This window comes from Streptomyces violaceus, assembly GCF_036014075.1.
Classification (GTDB): domain Bacteria; phylum Actinomycetota; class Actinomycetes; order Streptomycetales; family Streptomycetaceae; genus Streptomyces; species Streptomyces violaceus.
In genome coordinates, this window is the sequence record NZ_CP107911.1 from 4,756,757 (window position 1) to 4,779,921 (window position 23,165).

General features: G+C 68.5%; 12 protein-coding genes, 3 rRNA genes and 1 pseudogene. 8 read left to right on the forward strand and 8 right to left on the reverse strand.

Features of this window, described 5'->3' with window-relative positions:
• Positions 1–20 precede the first annotated feature (20 nt).
• The 3 genes from trmB to OG542_RS21450 all read right to left on the reverse strand — a co-directional run bounded on the left by trmB (position 21) and on the right by OG542_RS21450 (position 3,683).
• Positions 21–884, reverse strand: coding sequence for a tRNA (guanosine(46)-N7)-methyltransferase TrmB (gene trmB, locus OG542_RS21440; protein ID WP_328413037.1), 864 nt, complete (start codon positions 882–884; stop codon positions 21–23).
• Between the two features lie 98 nt (positions 885–982).
• Positions 983–2,179, reverse strand: coding sequence for an L-2-hydroxyglutarate oxidase (lhgO, locus tag OG542_RS21445; RefSeq protein ID WP_408057777.1), 1,197 nt, complete (start codon positions 2,177–2,179; stop codon positions 983–985).
• 79 nt (positions 2,180–2,258) lie between these two features.
• A complete protein-coding gene (locus OG542_RS21450) occupies positions 2,259–3,683 on the reverse strand; it encodes an MFS transporter (protein WP_328413041.1) in 1,425 nt (474 codons plus the stop codon).
• A gap of 725 nt (positions 3,684–4,408) precedes the next feature.
• On the opposite strand from OG542_RS21450, the gene OG542_RS21455 reads away from it, so the two are divergent.
• Positions 4,409–6,523, forward strand: coding sequence for an asparagine synthase-related protein (locus OG542_RS21455; RefSeq protein ID WP_311126482.1), 2,115 nt, complete (start codon positions 4,409–4,411; stop codon positions 6,521–6,523).
• 7 nt (positions 6,524–6,530) lie between these two features.
• A pseudogene (locus OG542_RS21460) lies at positions 6,531–6,777 on the forward strand (ATP-binding protein); the annotation flags it as partial.
• A gap of 51 nt (positions 6,778–6,828) precedes the next feature.
• Here OG542_RS21460 and OG542_RS21465 read toward each other — a convergent pair.
• Both OG542_RS21465 and OG542_RS21470 read right to left on the reverse strand, forming a co-directional pair.
• The gene (locus tag OG542_RS21465; RefSeq protein WP_328413043.1) at positions 6,829–8,802 is read right to left on the reverse strand and encodes a sigma-70 family RNA polymerase sigma factor; all 1,974 of its coding nucleotides are present in this window, start codon (positions 8,800–8,802) and stop codon (positions 6,829–6,831) included.
• A gap of 235 nt (positions 8,803–9,037) precedes the next feature.
• Positions 9,038–9,808 carry a TetR/AcrR family transcriptional regulator gene (locus tag OG542_RS21470; protein ID WP_328413046.1) on the reverse strand — a complete coding sequence of 257 codons (771 nt, stop codon included), beginning with the start codon at positions 9,806–9,808 and terminating at the stop codon, positions 9,038–9,040.
• A 331-nt stretch (positions 9,809–10,139) separates the two neighbouring features.
• On the opposite strand from OG542_RS21470, the gene OG542_RS21475 reads away from it, so the two are divergent.
• Positions 10,140–11,564 (forward strand): NAD(P)/FAD-dependent oxidoreductase, encoded by a 1,425-nt coding sequence (locus OG542_RS21475; RefSeq protein WP_328413048.1) that lies wholly within the window; start codon positions 10,140–10,142, stop codon positions 11,562–11,564.
• 172 nt (positions 11,565–11,736) lie between these two features.
• Positions 11,737–13,404 (forward strand): ATP-binding SpoIIE family protein phosphatase, encoded by a 1,668-nt coding sequence (locus tag OG542_RS21480; protein WP_328418038.1) that lies wholly within the window; start codon positions 11,737–11,739, stop codon positions 13,402–13,404.
• A 15-nt stretch (positions 13,405–13,419) separates the two neighbouring features.
• Here the strand turns inward: OG542_RS21480 and OG542_RS21485 are convergent, their stop codons facing one another.
• Positions 13,420–14,685 carry an MFS transporter gene (locus OG542_RS21485; RefSeq protein ID WP_328418040.1) on the reverse strand — a complete coding sequence of 422 codons (1,266 nt, stop codon included), beginning with the start codon at positions 14,683–14,685 and terminating at the stop codon, positions 13,420–13,422.
• A gap of 122 nt (positions 14,686–14,807) precedes the next feature.
• Here OG542_RS21485 and OG542_RS21490 point away from each other — a divergent pair, with 122 nt between their 5' ends.
• From OG542_RS21490 to rrf, 4 genes are all read left to right on the forward strand, one after another.
• Positions 14,808–15,356 (forward strand): MarR family winged helix-turn-helix transcriptional regulator, encoded by a 549-nt coding sequence (locus tag OG542_RS21490; protein WP_184593498.1) that lies wholly within the window; start codon positions 14,808–14,810, stop codon positions 15,354–15,356.
• 663 nt (positions 15,357–16,019) lie between these two features.
• Positions 16,020–17,545, forward strand: a 16S ribosomal RNA gene (locus tag OG542_RS21495).
• Between the two features lie 302 nt (positions 17,546–17,847).
• Positions 17,848–20,969, forward strand: a 23S ribosomal RNA gene (locus tag OG542_RS21500).
• A 91-nt stretch (positions 20,970–21,060) separates the two neighbouring features.
• Positions 21,061–21,177: ribosomal RNA gene (gene rrf, locus OG542_RS21505) — 5S ribosomal RNA — on the forward strand.
• Together the 16S, 23S and 5S rRNA genes form the textbook arrangement of a ribosomal RNA operon.
• 58 nt (positions 21,178–21,235) lie before the next feature.
• On the opposite strand, the gene OG542_RS21510 is transcribed toward rrf, so the two are convergent.
• On the reverse strand, positions 21,236–21,907 hold the full coding sequence (locus OG542_RS21510) for a response regulator (protein ID WP_193479594.1): 672 nt from the start codon (positions 21,905–21,907) through the stop codon (positions 21,236–21,238).
• Entirely contained in the window at positions 21,904–23,148 is a 1,245-nt protein-coding gene (locus OG542_RS21515; protein WP_328413051.1) for a sensor histidine kinase, read from the reverse strand. Before OG542_RS21515 ends, OG542_RS21510 begins: the two co-directional genes overlap by 4 nt.
• Positions 23,149–23,165: the final 17 nt, after the last annotated feature.

Consider the following 23,165-nt stretch of genomic DNA (forward strand, 5'->3'; position numbering starts at 1 on the left):
CGGGAGAGAACCGGAGGCGGTCAGGCGCCGGCGGGGGGTTGCTCCACGTGCTGTACGCGACGGAAGAGGAGGTCGTTCACGACATGTCCCTTGTCCAGTCCCTGGCCCTCGAAACGGGTCAGGGGGCGGAAGTCGGGACGGGGCGCGAAACCGCCGTCCGCCTGCGTGTTCTCGAAGTCGGGGTGTGCGGTGAGGACCTCGAGCATCTGCTCGGCGTACGGTTCCCAGTCGGTGGCGCAGTGAACCGTCCCGCCGGGCTTGATGCGGGTCGCGGCGAGGGTCAGGAAGTCGGGCTGGATGAGCCTGCGCTTGTGGTGCCGCTTCTTGGGCCAGGGGTCGGGGAAGTAGACGCGGAGGCCGTCGAGGGAGTCCGGGGTGAGCATCTCGCGGAGCAGGATGATCGCGTCACCGTTCGCGACCCGGATGTTGGACATGCCGTCCCGGTCGGCGAGATTGAGCAGATTGCCCTGGCCGGGGGTGTGGACATCGACGGCGAGGATGTTGGTGCGGGGGTCGGCGGCGGCCATCTGGGCGGTCGCCTCGCCCATGCCGAAGCCGATCTCCAGGACGACGGGATTGTCGTTGCCGAACAGCTCGGCGAGGTCGAGCCTCTGGTGCCCGTCGATGTCCAGTCCCCACTTGGGCCACAACCGCTGCAGCGCGTCCGCCTGCCCCGCGGTCACCCTGCTGCGCCGCGGCTGAAAACTCCGGATACGCCGCTCGAAGTGCGATCCGGCGGGATCGGCCTTCGGCCCGTCGGGAAAGCGCGGCTCACCCTTGGCCCGCGTGTGCCGGATGGAAACACCGGGCGCGTGGTCGGGGTGCTCGCCGTCGGGGGTGGTGGGCGGCTGGGGGCTTTCGGGGGTATTCACGGAGTCAGACACAGTGAGGCCGATTTTACGGCCGTCGCGTAAGGGGATGCGGTGGGGGCGAGGCCGCGGCACCCCGCTCCGCCGCCTCGCGGACCCGCCCGGACCCGGCGTCACAGCCCGCTCAGCGCCCTCCGCGCCACCTCCCGACCGATCGGCAGGGACGCCGTAGCCGCAGGTGAGGGAGCGTTCAGCACGTGCACCGTGCGAGCACCCTCGCGGATCAGGAAGTCGTCCACCAGCGTGCCGTCCCGCAGGACGGCCTGGGCCCGCACCCCCGCGGCCGTCGGCACCAGATCCTCCTCGGACACCCCGGGCAGCAATCTGCCCACCGCGTCCGTGAACGCCGCCTTGGACAGCGACCGCCGCAGCTCACCCGCCCCGTACCGCCAGTGCCGGCGCGCGATCCGCCACGATCCCGGCCAGGTCAGGGTCGACCCCAGCTCGCGCCAGCGGACCGTGCCCCATCCATAGCCTTCGCGGGCCAGCGCCGGCACCGCGTTGGGCCCGACGTGGACACCGCCGTCGATGCCGCGTGTGAGATGCACCCCGAGGAACGGGAACGCCGGGTCGGGGACGGGGTAGACCAGGCCCCGTACGAGCTCCGGCCGGGCGAGTTCGTAGTACTCGCCCCGGAACGGCACGATCTGGACGTCCGGGTCGTCCCCGGTCAGCCGGGCGATCTCGTCGCTGTACAGGCCCGCGCAGTTCACCAGGACCCGGCCGCGCACCACGTCCCCGGCCGCCGTGAGCGCGGCGACGCCCAGCTCGGGGCGGCGGTCGATGCGCACGACCCGTGTGCCGTAGCGGATCTCCGCGCCCGAGCCGTGGGCCAGCTGGCGGGCGACCGCGACGAAGTCGCAGATGCCGGTCGTGCCGACGTGTATGGCGGCGAGGCCCCGCACCTCCGGCTCGTACTCCATGATCTGGGACGCGCACAGCTCCCGCACCGGGATCCCGTTCTCCCGGCCGCGCTGCACGAGGGCGTGCAGGCGGGGCAGCTCGGAGCGGTCGGTCGCGACGATCAGCTTGCCGGTGACGGAGTGCGCGATGCCGTACTCGGCGCAGAACTTGACCATCTCGGCGGCGCCCCGCACGGCGTAGCGCGCCTTGAGGGAGCCGGGGCGGTAGTAGACGCCGCTGTGGATGACGCCGCTGTTGCGGCCGGTCTGATGCCGGGCGGGGCCCGGTTCCTTCTCCAGCACCGTGACACGTGTGCCGGGTGCGGCGCGGGTGATCGCGTACGCCGTCGACAGACCGACGATTCCGCCGCCGATCACCAGCACGTCACAGTCGTATGCGGGCCGCACGAGCACCACCTCCCACCTCGATAGTGCACTGCGCCACTGACATCGCCTTCAAACGCGGAGACGGCGGCGAGCCCGCCTCTCAGGCGGGAGCCACCAGCAACGGCCGGGCACGCTCGCGGAGCTCCACCACACGCGGCTCGTCCCCGTACGGCTCCAGCCGGTGAAGAAGATCCTTCACGTACTCCGTGGTCCGGGCGGAAGAGATGCGCCCGGCGACTTCCACCGCCCGCACCCCCTGTTCGCACGCCGCGTCCAGATTCCCCGACTCCAGTTCGGCCACCGCCGAGACGACGAGGCGCAGCCCGTGCGAGCGGACGAACTCCTCCGTCGGCTTGGAGAGCGCCTGCTCGGTGAAGCGGCGGACCTGGCGGGGCGCCTTGAGGTCGCGGTAGCACTCGGCCGCGTCGGCGGCGAAACGGTCGTAGGAGTAGAAGCCGAGCCAGCTCGGGTCGTTGTCGCCGGGACGGGCCCGCTCCAGCCAGCTCTCGGCCGCCTTCAGGGCGCCGCCGGCCGCCTGGGCGTCGTTGGCGCGGGCATGCGCGCGTGCCTCGACGAGACGGAAGAAGCTCATGGTGCGGGCCGTCGCCAGGCCGCGGTTGCGTTCCAGGGCGGCCTGGGCGAGGTCCACGCCCTCGTCACCGAAGCCGCGGTAGGTGGCCTGGAGGGACATGGAGGCCAGGACATAGCCCCCGAGGGGGACGTCCGCCGCCGCCCGGGCCAGGCGCAGGGCCTGGATGTAGTAGCGCTGGGCCGCTTCCTGCTGGCCCGTGTCGAAGGCCATCCAGCCCGCGAGCCGGGTGAGTTCCGCGGAGGCGCCGAAGAGGGCCCGGCCGACCTCGTCGGAGTAGGAGCCGAGCAGCAGGGGGGCCGCCTCCACCCTTAAGCACTCGGGGACCATCGACGAACGCCAGTCGCCGCCACCGTACTTGGAGTCCCAGCGCCGCGCGTCCTCGGCGGCCTCCCGCAGCTTCTGCACATCGCTGTGGCCGACTTTGAGCGGTGCGCCGGAGACCTCGCCGGGGTCCACGTCACGCGCGACCGAGCTGTCGGCCGGGGTTATCAGCCATCGTGAGGCGGGCGTCGCGTACGCGCTCACCGCGAACGATCCGGCCAGCGACTGCCAGATGCCGCCGGATCCGGCCCGGCGGCCGGCGAGGTCGAGGCGGTACAGCTCCGTCGCGGACCGCACCGCCTGGCCGACGTCCCGTGGGAAGGCGAGGCCGACTTCGGGGGCTGGATCGGCGTCCGCCAGGCCGATCTCGTGGAGCGGCACCGGGCGGCCGAGCTTCTGACCGATGGCGGCGGCGATGAGGTGGGGCGCCGCACCCTGCGGCACCATGCCCTTCGACACCCAGCGCGCCACCGACGTCTTGTCGTAGCGAAGCGTCAGACCGCGCTGAGCGCCGAGGTCGTTGACGCGCCGGGCGAGGCCCGCGTTGCTGATTCCCGCGAGGGCGAGAACGGCGCCGAGTTTTTCGTTCGGCCCGCGTTGCTCCCTGGACATGAGCCACCCCTCGACACAGACGGCTGCCGGGCCTGGCATAACCACCCGGCATTCGTAAACCCAGCGTAGTTCGCCGCATCCCAAGCGTTAAGGGGCATTGTTCCGGTTGGCGGGATTGTGGTCCGTACTGAAGTGCGGTTCAGATACAGGCTGTTGCTGCGTGCTCCCACTGTGTGGCCGTGCGCCCGCCCGTGCGCTCTTCTCCAGCCATCGCGGGAGCGGTTCCATGGTCATTGCGTGGGTCGGCCCGCTGTACTGGATCCAGTGGGCTGGGGGACACCGCCGCCTCCATCCCCGCGGGCGGCGGAAGGGTCCGGGAGGCGTGCTCCGTCTCCCGGACCGCGCGATCGGGCGGTGCTACGCCGAGCCTGTACGGAGCGTGTTCGACGCTGTCCGTGTAACGGCGATTCGGCTGAAAATCGACCCCGCCGGTCGAGGGGTATCAGGGCCCCGACCACGGCACTTGAGGGCGCATCAGGCGTATTCAGGGCGCGTATCGGGGGCGCATTCGCGCCGCAGTCGTGTCGGAGACGTGTCGCTGACGTGCCTTGCGTCCTGGCCGTCTTTTCTGCGTTCGGGGCGTTCGGGGCGGTGCGGGTGTCGCCGCCGGGGCGCATTCAACGGAGCGCAAGCGGCGTCGGGACCCTCTGGAGTGCTTCCTTCATGGCAGCATGGTGAACCGGTTCGTACGGTGCACTGGTTGTCCACAGCCTGTGGAGGCGGCGATGCGGTGGTTGGTGGGATGGAGCAGCACCGCCGCGGGAGCACTCGCTGCCGGTGCGGCGGGGGCCACGGGGCAGGACGGCGAGACCGTGCACCCGGTGGGTTCCCAACTCCTGTGGGGCGACCCCGATCCGCTCTGGGCGGTCGGCGACTGGCGCCCCGACGAGGTGCGGGTGGTGAGGGCCGACGACCGGACCCGCATCGCCGTCCTCGGCATCTGCGGCGCCACCGACGAGCAGCTGCGCGTCGCGCTGTTCGCCGCGCGCGGCGGGGCACTTCGGCATCTGACCGCCTGGCCGGGCAGCTACACCGCGATCGTGCAGGTCGGCAGGAGGCTCACCGTCTGCGGCGATCTCGCGGGCGCGCGGCCGGTGTTCCACACGCCCTGGGCCGGCGGTACGGCGTACGCGACGGCCGCGCTGCCGCTGGCCGACCTCATCGAGGCCAACCTCGACTTCGGGCACCTCGCCGCGCTGCTGGCCGCCCCTGACGTGCCCGCCGCGCTGCACGACTCCACGCCGTACGACGGCGTGAAGCGCATTCCGCCGGGGCATGCACTGATCCTGCGCGCCGGTGCGCGGGAGATCGCCGGGTACGAGCCCGTCGCCTCGCTGGCGGTGGCGGCGCCTCCGGCCGATCCCGACAGCGCGGTCGACGCCGTGCGCGACGCGCTCGTGGAGGCCGTACGGACAAGGCTGTCCGCGCCGCGGCACGTCCCCGGGGCGGACATAGACCCCGGCCCCGTGCCCGGCATGGGACCCGCCGAGCGGCGTGCCGCGCGCGGGATGCCCGTCCCGGGGATCGGCGCGGACCTGTCCGGCGGACCGGCCTCGGGGACGCTGGCGCTGCTGGCCTCGGGGCTGCCCGGGATGCCGGGCACGGTGCTGGGACACGGCACGGGCGCGGGGGAGCGGCTGCTGGCGGTCACGTTCAACGACCTCGCCGTCACAGGGCAGGAGGCCGAGCTGGAGCGGGCCGGGGCTCTGGCGGCGAACCCGCGGCTGCACCACGTGGTCGTGGCGGGTGGCGAGGAGACCCTTCCGTACGCCGACCTGGACGGCCCGCTGACCGACGAACCCGGCCCGTGCCTGGTGTCGGCGGCCCGGCACCGGGCGCGGCTGGCGTCCGGCAGCGCGGACCATTTCACGGGCTACGGGGCCCGTCAGGTCCTGGACGCCCATCCGGCCCGGCTGGCCGACCTGCTGATGGACCGCCGGCGGCGTCATCTCGTGCGGCCGGTCGCCGCGCTGGCCAAGGCGGACGGTTCGGTGCTGGTCCCCGCGCGCGTGTACGCGGCGGCGCGACGGCTGTCCCGTATGCCGTACCGGTCGGGTCTCGAGTCCCTGGCCGAGCGTCTGCTCGACCACCGGTCGGACGACGGCCTCGACGCGCCCGGTGGCGCGCTGGAGGCCTCGCTCGCCGCGCTGACCTGGGGCAGACCCGGGCCGGCCGCGCGCTGGCTGACCGGTGAGGCACTGGCTGAAGTATCGGTTCGCCTTCAGGCGTCCACGCACCGGTCGGAGCTGGTGGGGCCGGGGCAGCGGCCAGGCGACTTCCGCGCGCGTGCGGCGCTGGCACGGCACGCGGCGGACCTGCGGGTACTGGAGCAGGCCGCGGAGATCCGCTTCCAGCGGCTGCACGCGCCGTTCCTCGACAACCAGGTCGTGCGCGCGGCCCGGGCGCTGCCCGAGGCGTTGCGGGTACGGCCCGGGGCGCGGGCGGCGATCCTGCGTACGGTCCTGGAGGGGGCCGGAGTGCGGGAGCTGCCGCCCGGGTGGGGCGTCCCGACCCAGGCGACCGAGGCGGCCGCGGCCCGAACGGGCCTGAGAGTGGCGGCGGACTCCTTGGTGACGCTGTTCGACACGCCCCTCCTGGCGGAAGCGGGCCTGGTCGAGGCCCGCGTGGTCCGCAAGGCCCTGCGCTCCGCGGCGGCCGGCGAACCCCTCCCCCTGGACGGCCTCGCGGACCTGGTCTCCCTCGAACTCTGGCTCCGCCGCCTCCTGGCCCGCCGCGGCACCTGCTGGACGGGGACCCCGGCACGCCAGCGAGCAGTACCGGCGGGGATCGCCCCGCAACGGGGGGCGTTGGGGGCAGGTGCCGGGGGGCGGCGGGTGTAGCGCGTGCCGTACGCACATGGTGGTCGACGCCCCCGGCGACCTGGACGGCGTCGACGACGACCGCGGAACTGCGCACCCTCAGCCGTCGCGCCGGAGACCGCTGGCCGCGGGCCCGGGTGTGCAGCGCGGCCGCCGAGGCCGCCATGGCGCGCGGCCGTTTCGAGGAGGCCAAGGGGGAGTACGAGGAGGCTCTGCGGCTGGCCTACGAGGTGGGCGCGTACGCCGAGTCACCCTTCCTCATCGCCCGGCTCGCCGTCCTGCGCGAGCTGGGACGAGGCGCGGAGCTCGTACGCCGCTGAGCCACGCTAGGCGCAGGTGAACCTCGACTCCGCCCAGTCCGCCAGAGCCACGTTGTCGAGGGCGCCGCGTGGTTCCACCACCAGCCGTACGGTGCTGCGGCCGGCGAGATTCACATGGACGGGGACGGCCGGGTCCCCGCCCTCGACCAGCCCGGACCGCCACAGCCGGACCCCGTCGGCGTAGACGGCGAAGTGCACCTTGCCGAGCCTCAGCGTCAGGTCGTCCACACCTACGAGCGCGTCGTACGAGGAGCAGGACCGGTTGAGGTCGATGGTGACGGAGGAACGGCCGTGCACGGTGACGCCCTGCGTGTACCGCTGGTCGCCGACCGACATGCCGTACCGCTTCCAGACCCAGCTGCTCGCCCCGATCCGCATCTCGGGCTTGGTGCCGTCGCCGCTGATGTCGTACGACAGTTCGCTCCACTGGTAGACGGCCGGAGCGGGCGGCGCCTCGGTCGGGGGCGGCGTGGGCGTGGGTGCCGGGGGTGGTGTCGGCCTCGGGGACGCGGGCGGCGGGGTGGGCTTCGGTGCCGGTGTCGCGGCCGAGGACCGTGTGGGACGCGGGCCGGTCCCTGGGGTGGTCGGCGTCGGCGCGGGCGTCTCGGCGCGCGCGGGCACGATCCCCGGGGGCCGCGGCCCGGGCCCCCGCTTCGGGGGAGAGGGCGAGGGTGTGGGTGTGGGCTCGCCGGGCCGCACCACCGGTGACGTCGGGGAAGCCGGGGAAGGGGGAGCTGTCTTCGCTTCCTCCTTCGACTTCTCGCTGCCGGCCAGAACCATCACCACCGCGGCCACGACACCCACGGCGACCACACCGGCCGCGATACCGGTCTTCACCGGTCCGCCGACCGCCTCGGAAGCCGCCGCGCCGCCGCCGCTTCCCGCCCCACCGGACGAACCGGCCCCAGCTGCCCCACCGGACGAACCGGCGCCCGCGCCCGCTGCCGCGCCGGACGAGCCTCCGCCCGCCGTCGCGGCCGCACCCGCGGCACCACCGGCAGCTCCCGCTCCTCCGGCGATGAGCCCGGCCACCTTGGCGTACCCGGCGGCACCGAACCAGCCGAGGACGGCGACCGGTACGACGGCGGGGATACCACCGGCCACTTCCGCGATCTGGCTTGCGGCCAGCCGGCACTTCGCGCACTCGTCCAGGTGCTTGCGCAGCCCTCGCTCGGCACGTGTGCGCAGCCGGCCGCGGGCGTAGGTGCCCAGCTGGTCGGCGTAGCGCGCGCACTCCTCGTCGCCGGCGAGCGTGGCGCTGACGTGGGCCTGGAGGTAGGCCTGCTTGAGGCCCTCACGGGCCCGGCTGGCGAGCACCCGGGTGCCGTTGGCGTCCAGGCCGAAGAGCGTGGCGACCTCGCTGGGCGACTCGTCCTCGACCTCGGTGTGCCACAGCACGGCCTGCCACCGCTCGGGCAGCGACCGGAAGGCCCGCATGGCCATGGACCGCTCGGCCTGGTGCATCGCCCGCACGTCCGCGCCCAGTTCGAGCGTGTCGCCGTCGGACACGTCGGGCCCGTGCGCGGACTGGGCGGCGAAGACCGCGAAGTCGTCGACGAGCTGTTCCCGCCGCGCCGACCTCGTCCAGGAGGCGGCGACGCGCCGGACGGAGGTGAGCAGGTACGCGCGGACGGCGTGCTGTGGACCGGAGCCGCCGCGCACCGCCTGGAGCATGCGGGCGAAGACCTCGGCGGTCAGGTCGTCCGGGGTGTGCGCGTCACGGCAGCAGGTCCGGGCGTACCGGCGCACGGCCTGCGCATGCCGTCGGTACAGCTCCTCGTACGCCGTGTCGTCGCCCGAACGCATCCGGTCGATGAGCTCGGTGTCGGACGGCGGGAGGTCGCGGGGTGGCGGCACGACGCTGTCCTCGCGCCGGTCGCGCTGTGCCGGGACCGAGCCGTCGGCGGGGTGCCCGCCCGGCGGGACGCTCGCGCGCCCGCCCTGGCTCGGCACGTGTTCGTCCCGCCCGTCAACGCTCATCGCGGAAAGCCCCCGCCAGCCGCCCAACCCGTCCAGACCACCGGGTCAGAGTGCCACAGGGGCTCTTGGTCGGGACCCCGGAATTCGGACGATCACTCATCCGTGCGGATTTACCGCACGCCAGTACTAGCCATCACGCTTTCGGGGAAGACTCCCCTTTCGGCCCGGACCCGGAAGTCCGGCCCGGCCCCGGACATCTCGCCCGGGCCCGAATGCCTCGTACAGCCCCGCAAGCTCACGGCCGCGAGCGCAGCCCCTCCAGCAGGATGTCCAGCAGCCGGGCCGAGGCGGCCGCCTGCTGTGCCGCGTCCGGTAGCGAGGGCGCGGCCGTCGCGATCACCAGCAGGACGTCCGACACCGACACGTCCGGCCGCAGCTCACCCGCCGCACGCGCCCGCTCCACGAGCTGACCCACGACCTCGAGCAGCGCCGACGCCCCGGCGTCGTCCTCCGCGGCGACCGCCGGTACCGAGGCGACCGCCGCCGGCTCCTCAGGAACCAGCCGCAGCTCCGTCGTGCCCGGCTGCGTCCGCTGCTGCGGCACCCGCGCCTGACCGGCACGGTCCTCCTCGACCGAGACCCGCAGCACCTGCGGCGGCAGCAGCCGCCCGGCGCCGGAGGCCACCGACGTACGCAGGAAGCGCGACAGCGCCGACCACGGCTCGTCCTCCTGCCCGAGCGCCGCACGCGCCTGGTCGGTCAGCCGGGAGGTCTCCTCCTCGGCTATCCGCCGCACCAGGACGTCCTTGCTCGGGAACCGCCGGTACACCGTGCCCACACCGACCCGCGCGCGCCGCGCCACGTCCTCCATCGGCGCGCCGTACCCCAGCTCGCCGAAGACCTCGCGCGCCGCACGCAGCACGTGCTCCAGATTGCGCTGTGCGTCCACGCGCAGCGGTGTCGTGCGCGGGCCGTCCCCGCGTCCGCTGCCCACCGCCGCGCTCAACGTCGCGCCACCCGCCGCCAGAGCGGATGCGGACGACCAATGAGAATCCTGAACATGCATACGCATTCCCCCGGTAATGACGTCTCCCCCCGGAGACACTCCCCGCCATTCGATGCCGGGGCGGGAGAACAGGCCCGGGTCCGCGGGCCCGCCCGTCGCGGACCCGGTGAGCACATCCCCCTACACCCCGTCGACACACGAACATAGTTGAGAGGGAGTCAATTCAGAAGGGGCACGTTCCGCACGGAGCGCCCACCGATCGGAGTACGGGCCGTATACGTCCTGAATGTGCCCCCGCACGCCCCCCGAACCACCCCCACTGACCTGCGCGTATCCATCACAGCTCGATAATCCGGCCAACTCCGCGCGCTCTCCCGCTCCGGTCACACAAATGGTCGAGGCTGTGGACAAACGCAAGCGGCGGGTGCGTCATGGGAGAGTGAAGGAACGTGCGCGCATTCTCGTTGTCGGTGGTGGCTACGTCGGGATGTACACGGCCCTGCGCCTGCAGCGCAGACTGAAACGGGAACTGGACCGGGGCGAGGTGGAGATCACGGTCGTCACACCCGACCCGTACATGACCTACCAGCCCTTCCTCCCCGAGGCCGCCGCCGGCGCCATCTCGCCCCGCCACGTCGTCGTACCGCTGCGCCGCGTCCTCGACCGGTGCCGCGTCGTCATCGGCGAGGCGACCGCCGTCGACCACGCGAAACGCACCGCCACCATCAGCACCCTCGCCACCGAGGAGGAGGGCACGGGCGGAGAGCGGCTGACCTACGACGAACTCGTCCTCGCCCCCGGCTCCGTCTCGCGCACCCTGCCGGTCCCCGGCCTCGCCGAGCACGGCATCGGCTTCAAGACCGTCGAGGAGGCCATCGGCCTGCGCAACCACGTCCTCGAGCAGATGGACATCGCCTCCTCCACCCGCGACCCCGCGATCCGCGACGCGGCCCTCACCTTCGTCTTCGTCGGCGGCGGCTTCGCCGGTGTGGAGGCACTCGGCGAACTGGAGGACATGGCCCGCTACGCCGCGCGCTACTACCACAACGTCCAGCCCGAGGACATGAAGTGGATCCTCGTCGAGGCCTCGGACCGCATCCTGCCCGAGGTCGGCGAGGAGATGGGCCGCTACACCGTCACCGAAATGCGCCGCCGCAACATCGACGTACGCCTGCGGACCCGCCTTGACTCCTGCGCGGACCGGGTGGCGGCCCTCAGCGACGGCGCCCGCTTCCCCACCCGTACGGTCGTCTGGACGGCCGGCGTGAAACCCCACCCGGTACTCGCCGCCTCCGACCTGCCCCGCAACGGCCGCGGACGGCTCAAGTGCACGCCGGAACTCACGATCGAGGGCACCACGCACGCGTGGGCGGCGGGAGACGCCGCGGCGGTCCCCGACGTCACCGCCGAGAAACCCGGCTCCGAGTGCGCCCCCAACGCCCAGCACGCCGTCCGCCAGGCCCGGGTCCTCGGCGACAACATCGTGCACGCCCTGCGCGGCGAACCCCTCACCACCTACACCCACAGGTACGTCGGCTCGGTCGCCTCCCTGGGCCTGCACAAGGGCGTCGCCCACGTCTACGGACGCAAGCTCAAGGGCTACCCCGCCTGGTTCATGCACCGCGCCTACCACCTCAGTCGCGTGCCCACCTTCAACCGCAAGGCGCGCGTGCTCGCCGAATGGTCCCTGGCCGGTCTGTTCAAACGGGAGATCGTCTCCCTGGGTTCACTCGAACATCCCCGGGCGGAGTTCGAACTCGCGGCCGGTGGAAAGCCTTCCCAAGACCCCCCGCACAACCCGAAGGGGTCGTCCTGACCGGACCCAGGAACTCCAGCGGCCGGCCCGGCGTCTGACGGATGTTGGTCCGGTCCGCGCCCTGCCAGACTGGTCCACCACCTCGGGCGTGCCACCCCACGTCCTGGTGCGGGCCTCCGGGCCCCGGCCGGTTCCGGTGCCGGCCGCCGACCACTACACGAGGCAAGGATTCGTGAACTTCACGCGCTGGAGCGCCCGGCTCCCCGGAACGCAGCGCCGCGCCGCAGCGCGGACCGAGCAGACGGCCTCCCCGGACCGGCGGGGGGACGGCTCCGTACCCGCCGCCCGTGCCGAACAACTGACCGACGAGACACCGTCCGTACCCGCCGTCGACGAACTGCGGGTGCGAGAGGTCCTCGACCGCGTCCCCTCCCTCGTCGCCCTGGTCCACGGCCCCGACCACCGCATCGCCTACGTCAACGACGCCTACACGACGGCCTTCGGCGTCCGCCCCCTGGGCGAACGCGCCCGCGAGGCCCTCCCTGAACTGGACGCACTGGGCCTGTTCCCCCTCCTGGACCAGGTCCAGCGCAGCGGCAAGCCCCGCACGGTGAAGTCCCGCAAGGCCCCCGACGGCCGCTCCTACACCTTCACCTGCACCCCGGTCGCCCAGGGCGACGGCAAGGACGGCAACGACGGCCGGGGCGTCCTCGTCTTCGCCACCGACGTCACCGACCACGCCGAAGCCGCCGAACGCCTGCGCGCCAGCGAACGCCGCCAGCGCGAGACGGCCGTGACACTGCAGAGATCACTGCTCCCCCAGGAGCTCGAAGAACCCGACGACCTGCGCGTCGCCGCCACCTACCACCCCGGCGGCACCGAGGCCGCGGTCGGCGGCGACTGGTACGACGTCATCACCCTGGGCGGCGGCCGCACGGCCCTGGTCATCGGCGACGTCATGGGCCGGGGCGTCCGGGCGGCAGCGGTGATGGGCCAGCTCCGCACGGCGGTCCGCGCCTACGCCCGCCTCGACCTGCCCCCGCACGAGGTCCTGCAACTCCTCGACGGCCTGGCATCCGAGATCGACGCCAACCAGATCGCCACCTGCGCGTACGCGGTCCACGACCCGAACGAGGGCAAGCTGGTCTACGCCTCGGCCGGCCACCTCCCCATCCTGGTCCGCGACGAGAACGGCGCGGTCCTGCGCGCCGAAGAACCCACCGGCCCCCCGCTTGGCACCGGCGGCTGGATGCACTCCTCCGGCTCGATCCCCCTCAGCCCCGGCTCCACGGCCGTCCTCTACACGGACGGCCTGGTGGAGCGCCGGGACGCGGACCTGGACGAGGGGATCGCCGCGCTGGAACGCGCCCTGGCCGGAGCCACCGGCACGCCCCAGGTCGTCTGCGACCGTCTGGTCCGCTCGGCCGGCGTGACACCCGACCACGACGACGACGTGGCCGTCCTGGTCCTCCAGCACCCCGCCCGCACAGGTCCCGAGGGCGAGCTCTTCCGCAACGCCGCCCTGGAACTCCTGGGCGGCGTGGAAGCGGCCCCACGCGCGCGTGCCTTCGCCTCCGGCGTCCTGACCAGCTGGCGCTTCCCCGCCGACCTGCACGACCTGGGCGTCCTGGCCACCAGCGAACTGGTCGCCAACTCCCTCCAGCACGGCACCCCGCCGATGCGCCTGCGCCTGCGCCGCACCGACCGCCGCCTGATCATCGAGGTCACCGACGGCGACGACCACCTCCCCAGACGCCGCCGAGCGGAACCGGGCGACGAGTCGGGCCGCGGCATCGCCATCGTCGCCACGATCGCGTCGAACTGGGGCTGCAGACGCACCCCGGGCGGCGGCAAGGCGGTGTGGTGCGAGTTCGCCCTGCCCCGCACACAGACGACCTAGCCGACGGGCAGCGGATCAGACGTCAGCGGAAACGGGAGCCCCACCCCGCGCCACGACCCGGCTCTTCCCGAGCCACGGCCGATCCTGCACGTCGGTCAGCTGCCGCCCCAACCGCACGGCGAGGACGGTGATCCCGAGGGAGAACAACAGGAACGCCACGATGTACGGCGCGTGCAACGAGGCCCCCAACGGCCCGCCCACCGCCGGCCCGACGGCCAGCGCGAGCTGCTTGACCAGGGCGAACGCCGAGTTGTACTGCCCGGCCATCCCCTCCGGCGCGAGATCCGCGACCAGCGGGGCCACGGTCGGCGACAGCATCGCCTCGCCCAGCCCGAACAACGCGTACGTCGAGACGAACGCGGCCGTCGCCATCTCCTGGCTCCCGTGCCCGAGCCCCGCGTACCCGGCGACGGCCCACGCCACGGCCCAGATCAGTCCCACGGCCGCGATCACCCGCGACCGCCTCCGCCGCTCCACGAACCGCAGCACGGCGAACTGCGCGATGACGATCACCAAGGTGTTCGCCGCCAGCGCCGTCCCCAGCGCCGACGTCGAGATCCCGGCGGCCTCGACCCCGTACGCGCTCAGCCCCGACTCGAACTGCCCGTAGCAGGCGAAGAACAACACGAAGCCCAGCACACACAGCTGCACCATGGCCCGGTTGCCCAGCAACTGCTTCCAGCTGCCCCGCCCCGACGCCACGGGCGCGTCCTCGATCCGCGGTGCGTGCGGCATCCGCACGGTCACCATCACCACGACCAGCAGCAGGAACATCGCCGCCTCGATCGCGAAGAGGAGGGTGAAGGAGGCGGCACTGGTCGTGTCGACCAGATGACCACCGATGAGGCCACCGACACCGAGCCCGAGGTTCTGCAGGAAGAACTGCATGGCGAAGGCCCGCGACCGCGTCTCCGCCGTCGAGCAGTCCACGATCATCGTGGCCAGCGCCGGCTGCATCACGGCCTGCCCGGCTCCCAGCAGGGCAGCAGACACCAGCACGGCCGCCGCACTGCTCGCGATCCCCAGACTCAGGGCACCTACGGCGGCGGTGATCAGGGCGGTGAGCAGTACCGGCAGCGGGCCGCGCCGGACGATGGTCCGCCCGGCGAACGGCAGCACGACCAGCGCCGCCACAGCGAAGACGGCGAGCACGAGCCCCGCCGTCATGGCTCCCAGTCCCCGCACCTGCGCCACGTAGACGTACAGGTAGGGGACGGTGAAGCCGAGCCCGAACGCGCTGAGTGCGTTACCCACGTGGATCCGGCGCATCGCAGCGCCCATCGCCCTGGTCACGTTCACCTCTCTCACAAGTTAGGAGTGAAGGCTTCGAAACTAAAGTTCGAAGCTAAAGAGTACATACCCAAGGACTTCAAGGCAAAGAACGTCCGTGCCATACTGCCGCCATGGGCGACACCCCCGGCCCCAGTGAGCCGACCCTCGAAGAACAGATCGCCGCGTACCAGCGCGAGTTCCAGGACCTCGACCCCCAGGTGGAGCAGATCGTCTCGGCCCTGTCCCGCCTGAACCGCCGCATGAACGTCGCCTACGGCCGTCAGACCTCGGCTCTCGGCATCAGCAACGCGGAGTGGGAGGTTCTCAAGGCCCTCGTCCTCTCCGGTGCTCCCTATCGCCTGGGCCCCAGCGACCTCGCCAAGCGCCTCGGCCTCACCCCGGCCGCCATGACCCACCGCATCGACCGCATGGTCGGCGAAGGGCTGGTTACCCGGGAGCGAGACGAGTCCAACCGCGTACGAGTCATCGTGGAGCTGACATCAGAGGGGCGTGAGAAGTGGCTGGAGGCAATGCGCCTGGCAACGGTCTTCGAGGAGGACCTGCTCCAGGATCTGTCCCCCGTCGAGCGCACCGCGCTCGGCAGCGTCCTCACCCGCCTGTTGCGCAGGGTGGAAGACGCCCAGCCGGACGCCGGCGGCCGCCTCTCGGACCTGGACTGACGCCCACACAAAAGATCTTGACAGGGGCCGCTTGACACCCCCCTGCCCGATCCGTAAAGTTCTTCGGGTTGCCGCGGAGCCGTAACGGTTCTGCGACGACACTTTCGCCGCTCAAGCGGCACCCAACCACTAGCAAGATCGCTCCCAGCGGAGTTGATTTCGGCGTGCCCGAATTCAATTCGAATTGGGACTCGACAGCCTGATCGACTCGACATCGACTCGATTTGGGAATCGGCGAGAGGCCGCGCTAAGGTTGGACACGTCGGAACGGCCCAACAGCCGCAAAGGCAAACCCCCACTGACTGGGGATCAGGCCCGAAAGGATCTGATAGAGTCGGAACCGCCGGAAAGGGAAACGCGGAAGCGGGAACCTGGAAAGCACCGAGGAAATCGGATCGGAAAGATCTGATAGAGTCGGAAACGCAAGACCGAAGGGAAGCGCCCGGAGGAAAGCCCGAGAGGGTGAGTACAAAGGAAGCGACCGTTCCTTGAGAACTCAACAGCGTGCCAAAAGTCAACGCCAGATATGTTGATACCCCGTCTCCGGCCATCAGGCTGGGACGAGGTTCCTTTGAAAAAACACAGCGAGGACGCTGTGAACGGTCGGGCTTATTCCGCCTGACTGTTCCGCTCTCGTGGTGTCGACCGGATTACCGGTACACATTCACGGAGAGTTTGATCCTGGCTCAGGACGAACGCTGGCGGCGTGCTTAACACATGCAAGTCGAACGATGAACCACTTCGGTGGGGATTAGTGGCGAACGGGTGAGTAACACGTGGGCAATCTGCCCTGCACTCTGGGACAAGCCCTGGAAACGGGGTCTAATACCGGATATTGACCATCGCAGGCATCTGTGGTGGTGGAAAGCTCCGGCGGTGCAGGATGAGCCCGCGGCCTATCAGCTAGTTGGTGAGGTAATGGCTCACCAAGGCGACGACGGGTAGCCGGCCTGAGAGGGCGACCGGCCACACTGGGACTGAGACACGGCCCAGACTCCTACGGGAGGCAGCAGTGGGGAATATTGCACAATGGGCGAAAGCCTGATGCAGCGACGCCGCGTGAGGGATGACGGCCTTCGGGTTGTAAACCTCTTTCAGCAGGGAAGAAGCGAAAGTGACGGTACCTGCAGAAGAAGCGCCGGCTAACTACGTGCCAGCAGCCGCGGTAATACGTAGGGCGCGAGCGTTGTCCGGAATTATTGGGCGTAAAGAGCTCGTAGGCGGCTTGTCACGTCGGTTGTGAAAGCCCGGGGCTTAACCCCGGGTCTGCAGTCGATACGGGCAGGCTAGAGTTCGGTAGGGGAGATCGGAATTCCTGGTGTAGCGGTGAAATGCGCAGATATCAGGAGGAACACCGGTGGCGAAGGCGGATCTCTGGGCCGATACTGACGCTGAGGAGCGAAAGCGTGGGGAGCGAACAGGATTAGATACCCTGGTAGTCCACGCCGTAAACGGTGGGCACTAGGTGTGGGCAACATTCCACGTTGTCCGTGCCGCAGCTAACGCATTAAGTGCCCCGCCTGGGGAGTACGGCCGCAAGGCTAAAACTCAAAGGAATTGACGGGGGCCCGCACAAGCGGCGGAGCATGTGGCTTAATTCGACGCAACGCGAAGAACCTTACCAAGGCTTGACATACACCGGAAACGTCTGGAGACAGGCGCCCCCTTGTGGTCGGTGTACAGGTGGTGCATGGCTGTCGTCAGCTCGTGTCGTGAGATGTTGGGTTAAGTCCCGCAACGAGCGCAACCCTTGTCCCGTGTTGCCAGCAGGCCCTTGTGGTGCTGGGGACTCACGGGAGACCGCCGGGGTCAACTCGGAGGAAGGTGGGGACGACGTCAAGTCATCATGCCCCTTATGTCTTGGGCTGCACACGTGCTACAATGGCCGGTACAATGAGCTGCGATACCGCGAGGTGGAGCGAATCTCAAAAAGCCGGTCTCAGTTCGGATTGGGGTCTGCAACTCGACCCCATGAAGTCGGAGTCGCTAGTAATCGCAGATCAGCATTGCTGCGGTGAATACGTTCCCGGGCCTTGTACACACCGCCCGTCACGTCACGAAAGTCGGTAACACCCGAAGCCGGTGGCCCAACCCCTTGTGGGAGGGAGCTGTCGAAGGTGGGACTGGCGATTGGGACGAAGTCGTAACAAGGTAGCCGTACCGGAAGGTGCGGCTGGATCACCTCCTTTCTAAGGAGCACTTCTAAGCCAGGCTTGCCTGGTTCAGAGGCCAGTACATCAGCGAATGTCTGATGCTGGTTGCTCATGGGTGGAACGTTGACTATTCGGCACACTTGATCGTCTTCTCCTTCTAGTACTGCTCTTTGAGTGTGGAACGTTGAGGGGAGCGGGGAGTGTGTCGGGCACGCTGTTGGGTGTCTGAGGGAACGAAATTTCCTCAGTCGCCGGCCCCAGTGAACTCGCCTGTGAAGGGTGGGGTGATGGGTGGCTGGTCGTTGTTTGAGAACTGCACAGTGGACGCGAGCATCTGTGGCCAAGTTTTTAAGGGCGCACGGTGGATGCCTTGGCACCAGGAACCGATGAAGGACGTGGGAGGCCACGATAGTCCCCGGGGAGTCGTCAACCAGGCTTTGATCCGGGGGTTTCCGAATGGGGAAACCCGGCAGTCGTCATGGGCTGTCACCCTTGCCTGAACACATAGGGCAAGTGGAGGGAACGCGGGGAAGTGAAACATCTCAGTACCCGCAGGAAGAGAAAACAACCGTGATTCCGGGAGTAGTGGCGAGCGAAACCGGATGAGGCCAAACCGTATGCGTGTGAGACCCGGCAGGGGTTGCGTATACGGGGTTGTGGGATCTCTCTTTTACGGTCTGCCGGCCGTGAGACGAGTCAGAAACCGTTGATGTAGGCGAAGGACATGCGAAAGGTCCGGCGTAGAGGGTAAGACCCCCGTAGTCGAAACATCAGCGGCTCGTTTGAGAGACACCCAAGTAGCACGGGGCCCGAGAAATCCCGTGTGAATCTGGCGGGACCACCCGCTAAGCCTAAATATTCCCTGGTGACCGATAGCGGATAGTACCGTGAGGGAATGGTGAAAAGTACCGCGGGAGCGGAGTGAAATAGTACCTGAAACCGTGTGCCTACAAGCCGTGGGAGCGTCGCGCATTGAGTTTACTCAATGCGTCGTGACTGCGTGCCTTTTGAAGAATGAGCCTGCGAGTTTGCGGTGTGTTGCGAGGTTAACCCGAGTGGGGAAGCCGTAGCGAAAGCGAGTCCGAATAGGGCGATGGAGTAGCACGCTCAAGACCCGAAGCGGAGTGATCTAGCCATGGGCAGGTTGAAGCGGAGGTAAGACTTCGTGGAGGACCGAACCCACCAGGGTTGAAAACCTGGGGGATGACCTGTGGTTAGGGGTGAAAGGCCAATCAAACTCCGTGATAGCTGGTTCTCCCCGAAATGCATTTAGGTGCAGCGTCGTGTGTTTCTTGCCGGAGGTAGAGCACTGGATAGGCGATGGGCCCTACCGGGTTACTGACCTTAGCCAAACTCCGAATGCCGGTAAGTGAGAGCGCGGCAGTGAGACTGTGGGGGATAAGCTCCATGGTCGAGAGGGAAACAGCCCAGAGCATCGACTAAGGCCCCTAAGCGTACGCTAAGTGGGAAAGGATGTGGAGTCGCAGAGACAACCAGGAGGTTGGCTTAGAAGCAGCCACCCTTGAAAGAGTGCGTAATAGCTCACTGGTCTAGTGATTCCGCGCCGACAATGTAGCGGGGCTCAAGCGTACCGCCGAAGTCGTGTCATTGCAGCATAAGGGCCAACGCCTGCTGTGATGGGTAGGGGAGCGTCGTGTGCCGGGTGAAGCAGCCGCGGAAGCGAGTTGTGGACGGTTCACGAGTGAGAATGCAGGCATGAGTAGCGATACAAACGTGAGAAACGTTTGCGCCGATTGACTAAGGGTTCCTGGGTCAAGCTGATCTGCCCAGGGTAAGTCGGGACCTAAGGCGAGGCCGACAGGCGTAGTCGATGGATAACCGGTTGATATTCCGGTACCCGCTGTGAAGCGTCAAACATCGAGCATCGTGATGCTAAGGCCGTGAAGCCGTTCCGGACCCTTCGGGGAAAGGAAAGTGGTGGAGCCGCCGAACCAAGCGGTTAGTAGGTGAGTGATGGGGTGACGCAGGAAGGTAGTCCATCCCGGGCGGTGGTTGTCCCGGGGTAAGGGTGTAGCCCGTCATCTAGGTAAATCCGGGTGACATGAGGGTGAGACCTGATGCCGAGCCGATTGTGGTGAAGTGGATGATCCTATGCTGTCGAGAAAAGCCTCTAGCGAGTTTCATGGCGGCCCGTACCCTAAACCGACTCAGGTGGTCAGGTAGAGAATACCGAGGCGTTCGGGTGAACTATGGTTAAGGAACTCGGCAAAATGCCCCCGTAACTTCGGGAGAAGGGGGGCCACACCTGGTGAGAACACTTGCTGTTCGAGCTGGGGGTGGCCGCAGAGACCAGCGAGAAGCGACTGTTTACTAAAAACACAGGTCCGTGCGAAGCCGTAAGGCGATGTATACGGACTGACGCCTGCCCGGTGCTGGAACGTTAAGGGGACCGGTTAGTCACTCTTCGGGGTGGCGAAGCTGAGAACTTAAGCGCCAGTAAACGGCGGTGGTAACTATAACCATCCTAAGGTAGCGAAATTCCTTGTCGGGTAAGTTCCGACCTGCACGAATGGCGTAACGACTTCTCGACTGTCTCAACCATAGGCCCGGTGAAATTGCACTACGAGTAAAGATGCTCGTTTCGCGCAGCAGGACGGAAAGACCCCGGGACCTTTACTACAGTTTGATATTGGTGTTCGGTTCGGCTTGTGTAGGATAGCTGGGAGACTTTGAAACTCGCACGCCAGTGTGGGTGGAGTCGTCGTTGAAATACCAGTCTGGTCGTGCTGGATGTCTAACCTGGGTCCGTGATCCGGATCAGGGACAGTGTCTGATGGGTAGTTTAACTGGGGCGGTTGCCTCCTAAAGAGTAACGGAGGCGCCCAAAGGTTCCCTCAGCCTGGTTGGCAATCAGGTGTTGAGTGTAAGTGCACAAGGGAGCTTGACTGTGAGACCGACGGGTCGAGCAGGGACGAAAGTCGGGACTAGTGATCCGGCGGTGGCTTGTGGAAGCGCCGTCGCTCAACGGATAAAAGGTACCCCGGGGATAACAGGCTGATCTTCCCCAAGAGTCCATATCGACGGGATGGTTTGGCACCTCGATGTCGGCTCGTCGCATCCTGGGGCTGGAGTCGGTCCCAAGGGTTGGGCTGTTCGCCCATTAAAGCGGTACGCGAGCTGGGTTTAGAACGTCGTGAGACAGTTCGGTCCCTATCCGCTGTGCGCGTAGGAATATTGAGAAGGGCTGTCCCTAGTACGAGAGGACCGGGACGGACGAACCTCTGGTGTGCCAGTTGTTCTGCCAAGGGCATGGCTGGTTGGCTACGTTCGGGAGGGATAACCGCTGAAAGCATCTAAGCGGGAAGCCTGCTTCGAGATGAGTATTCCCACCTCCTTGAGAGGGTAAGGCTCCCAGTAGACGACTGGGTTGATAGGCCGGATATGGAAGCACGGTAACGTGTGGAGTTGACCGGTACTAATAGGCCGAGGGCTTGTCCTCAGTTGCTCGCGTCCACTGTGTTGGTTCTGAAACCACGAACAGCCCCATGCCAGGTCACGGTATGGTGCGGCAGTTTACAGTTTCATAGTGTTTCGGTGGTTATAGCGTTAGGGAAACGCCCGGTTACATTCCGAACCCGGAAGCTAAGCCTTACAGCGCCGATGGTACTGCAGGGGGGACCCTGTGGGAGAGTAGGACGCCGCCGAACAATCATTCAAAGGAAACCCCGCATCTTCGGATGCGGGGTTTTCTGCGTTTCAGGGCCGTCACGACGGCTCAACCAATTTCGTGTCGTACGCCAGGATGACCGCCTGAATACGGTCCCGGGAGCCTGTCTTCGCGAGGATGCGGCCCACGTGGGTTTTCACCGTGGACTCCGCCAGGTGGAGGCGGGTGGCTATCTCCGTGTTCGTCCAGCCCTTGCCGATGACCGTGAGGATTTCCCGTTCCCGGTCGGTGAGGGAAGCGAGGCGTGAGTCCTCCTGTGTCAGGTCCTCGGCCGAGGGGTCGGTCGGCAGGTGGTGGACGTAGGCGTCCAAGAGGCGGCGGGTCAGGCTGGGAGCTACGACCGCGTCGCCGGTGGCCACCGCGCGGATGCCGGAGAGGAGTTCCTCGGGCTGGGCGTCCTTGACCAGGAATCCGGAGGCGCCGGCGCGGAGGCCGGCGTAGGCGTATTCGTCCAGGTCGAAGGTGGTGACGATCAGGATGCGGGTGCGGTCGCCGGCGGCGGCGATGCGGCGGGTCGCCTCGATGCCGTCCAGGCCGGGCATGCGGATGTCCATGAGGACGACATCGGGGTGGAGCTCCGCCGTCATGCGGACCGCTTCGCTGCCGTTGGCGGCCTCGCCGACGACCGTCATGTCGTCCTGGCTCTCCAGGAGCATGCGGGAGCCGAAGCGCTGGAGGGGCTGGTCGTCGGCGATGAGGACCGTGGTCACTGCGGGGTTTCCTCCGGGAGGTGGAGACGGACGCGCCAGCCCTGCTCAGGGTGGGGACGAGGGCCGGCCTCAAGTGTGCCGTCGTACAGGGCGGTTCGCTCGCGCATTCCTGGTAGTCCACGACCGTCTCGGGGAGGCACGTCCGTCCCGCGGCCGGTGCCTGTGTCCGTGATCTGTACGGTGACGGCGGCCTTCTCCTCGTAGGACAGCTCTATCTCCGCTGTGGCGCCGGGGCCGGCGTGTTTGAGGGTGTTGGTGAGGGCTTCCTGGATGACGCGGTAGACGGTGAGCTGGCGGCCTGGGGGGAGTGTGGGGGTGCCGTGGGTGGTGGTGTGGACGGGTAGGCCTGCGGAGCGTACGCCGTCGAGGAGCCGGTCGAGGTCGGTGAGGCCGGGTTGGGGTGTCAGTTCTGCTTGGTTCTTCTCCTCCTCTCGCAGGACGTCGAGGAGGCGGCGGAGTTCGGTCAGGGCCTGGCGGCTGGTGGTGGCGATGGCGTCGAGGGCCTGGGCCGCGCGTTCGGGGGACTTGGCGGCCGCGTATCTGCCGCCGTCGGCCAGACCTGTGATGACGGAGAGGTTGTGGCCGATGATGTCGTGCATCTCGCGGGCGATGCGGGCGCGTTCGGCGGCGGTGGCGAGTTGGGCCTGCTGGTCGCGTTCGGTCTCCAGGCGGCGGGCGCGGTCCTCCAGGGCCTCGGTGTAGTTGCGGCGGGTGCGGACCGTGATGCCGATGAGGGCGGCCACGGTGATGGACATCAGCAGGGAGCCGATCTGCTGTTCCCAGCTGCCCTCTCCGTAACGTGCCGTCGACACGAGCACCGGGGTGATCACCAGGGCTGTCGCCCACCACAGGTCGTGCAGGGTGCGGCGGAGGGCGACGTGGTAGATGAGGACCAGCTGAAGCAGGGACGCCTGGAGGGCCGCGCCGGTCCACGCGTTGACGAGGGCGAAGGGGGTTAGCGCGGCGAGGACGGCCCCGGGGTGGGTGCGGCGCCGGAGCAGGGGGACCGAGAGGCCGAGGCTCAGGGTGAAGAGGAGCCAGCCGGGGACGTCCAGGTTGTGGGCGTTGTGGCGCCAGCCACCGCCGCCGTAGTCGATCAGGGCGGCTATCACCCAGAAGCCGGTGAAGTGCAGGTCCCACAGCAGTGGGTGGCGTTGGTCGAAGGCGCGTACCCGCCGGGTGATGCGGTGGGCGTACTCGGTGAGGGGCTCCGGCGCCCGGTCTTCCGTCACGGGGTCCATCGTGAAGGTTCCGATGC

Excerpts from the sequence above, each read along its gene's own strand:
- OG542_RS21450 (WP_328413041.1), bottom strand. The coding sequence starts at position 3,683 with ATGTCCAGGGAGCAACGCGGGCCGAACGAAAAACTCGGCGCCGTTCTC.
- OG542_RS21455 (WP_311126482.1), top strand. The coding sequence starts at position 4,409 with ATGCGGTGGTTGGTGGGATGGAGCAGCACCGCCGCGGGAGCACTCGCT.
- OG542_RS21465 (WP_328413043.1), bottom strand. The coding sequence starts at position 8,802 with ATGAGCGTTGACGGGCGGGACGAACACGTGCCGAGCCAGGGCGGGCGC.
- OG542_RS21470 (WP_328413046.1), bottom strand. The coding sequence starts at position 9,808 with ATGCATGTTCAGGATTCTCATTGGTCGTCCGCATCCGCTCTGGCGGCG.
- OG542_RS21475 (WP_328413048.1), top strand. The coding sequence starts at position 10,140 with ATGGTCGAGGCTGTGGACAAACGCAAGCGGCGGGTGCGTCATGGGAGA.
- OG542_RS21485 (WP_328418040.1), bottom strand. The coding sequence starts at position 14,685 with ATGGGCGCTGCGATGCGCCGGATCCACGTGGGTAACGCACTCAGCGCG.
- OG542_RS21490 (WP_184593498.1), top strand. The coding sequence starts at position 14,808 with ATGGGCGACACCCCCGGCCCCAGTGAGCCGACCCTCGAAGAACAGATC.
- OG542_RS21515 (WP_328413051.1), bottom strand. The coding sequence starts at position 23,148 with ATGGACCCCGTGACGGAAGACCGGGCGCCGGAGCCCCTCACCGAGTAC.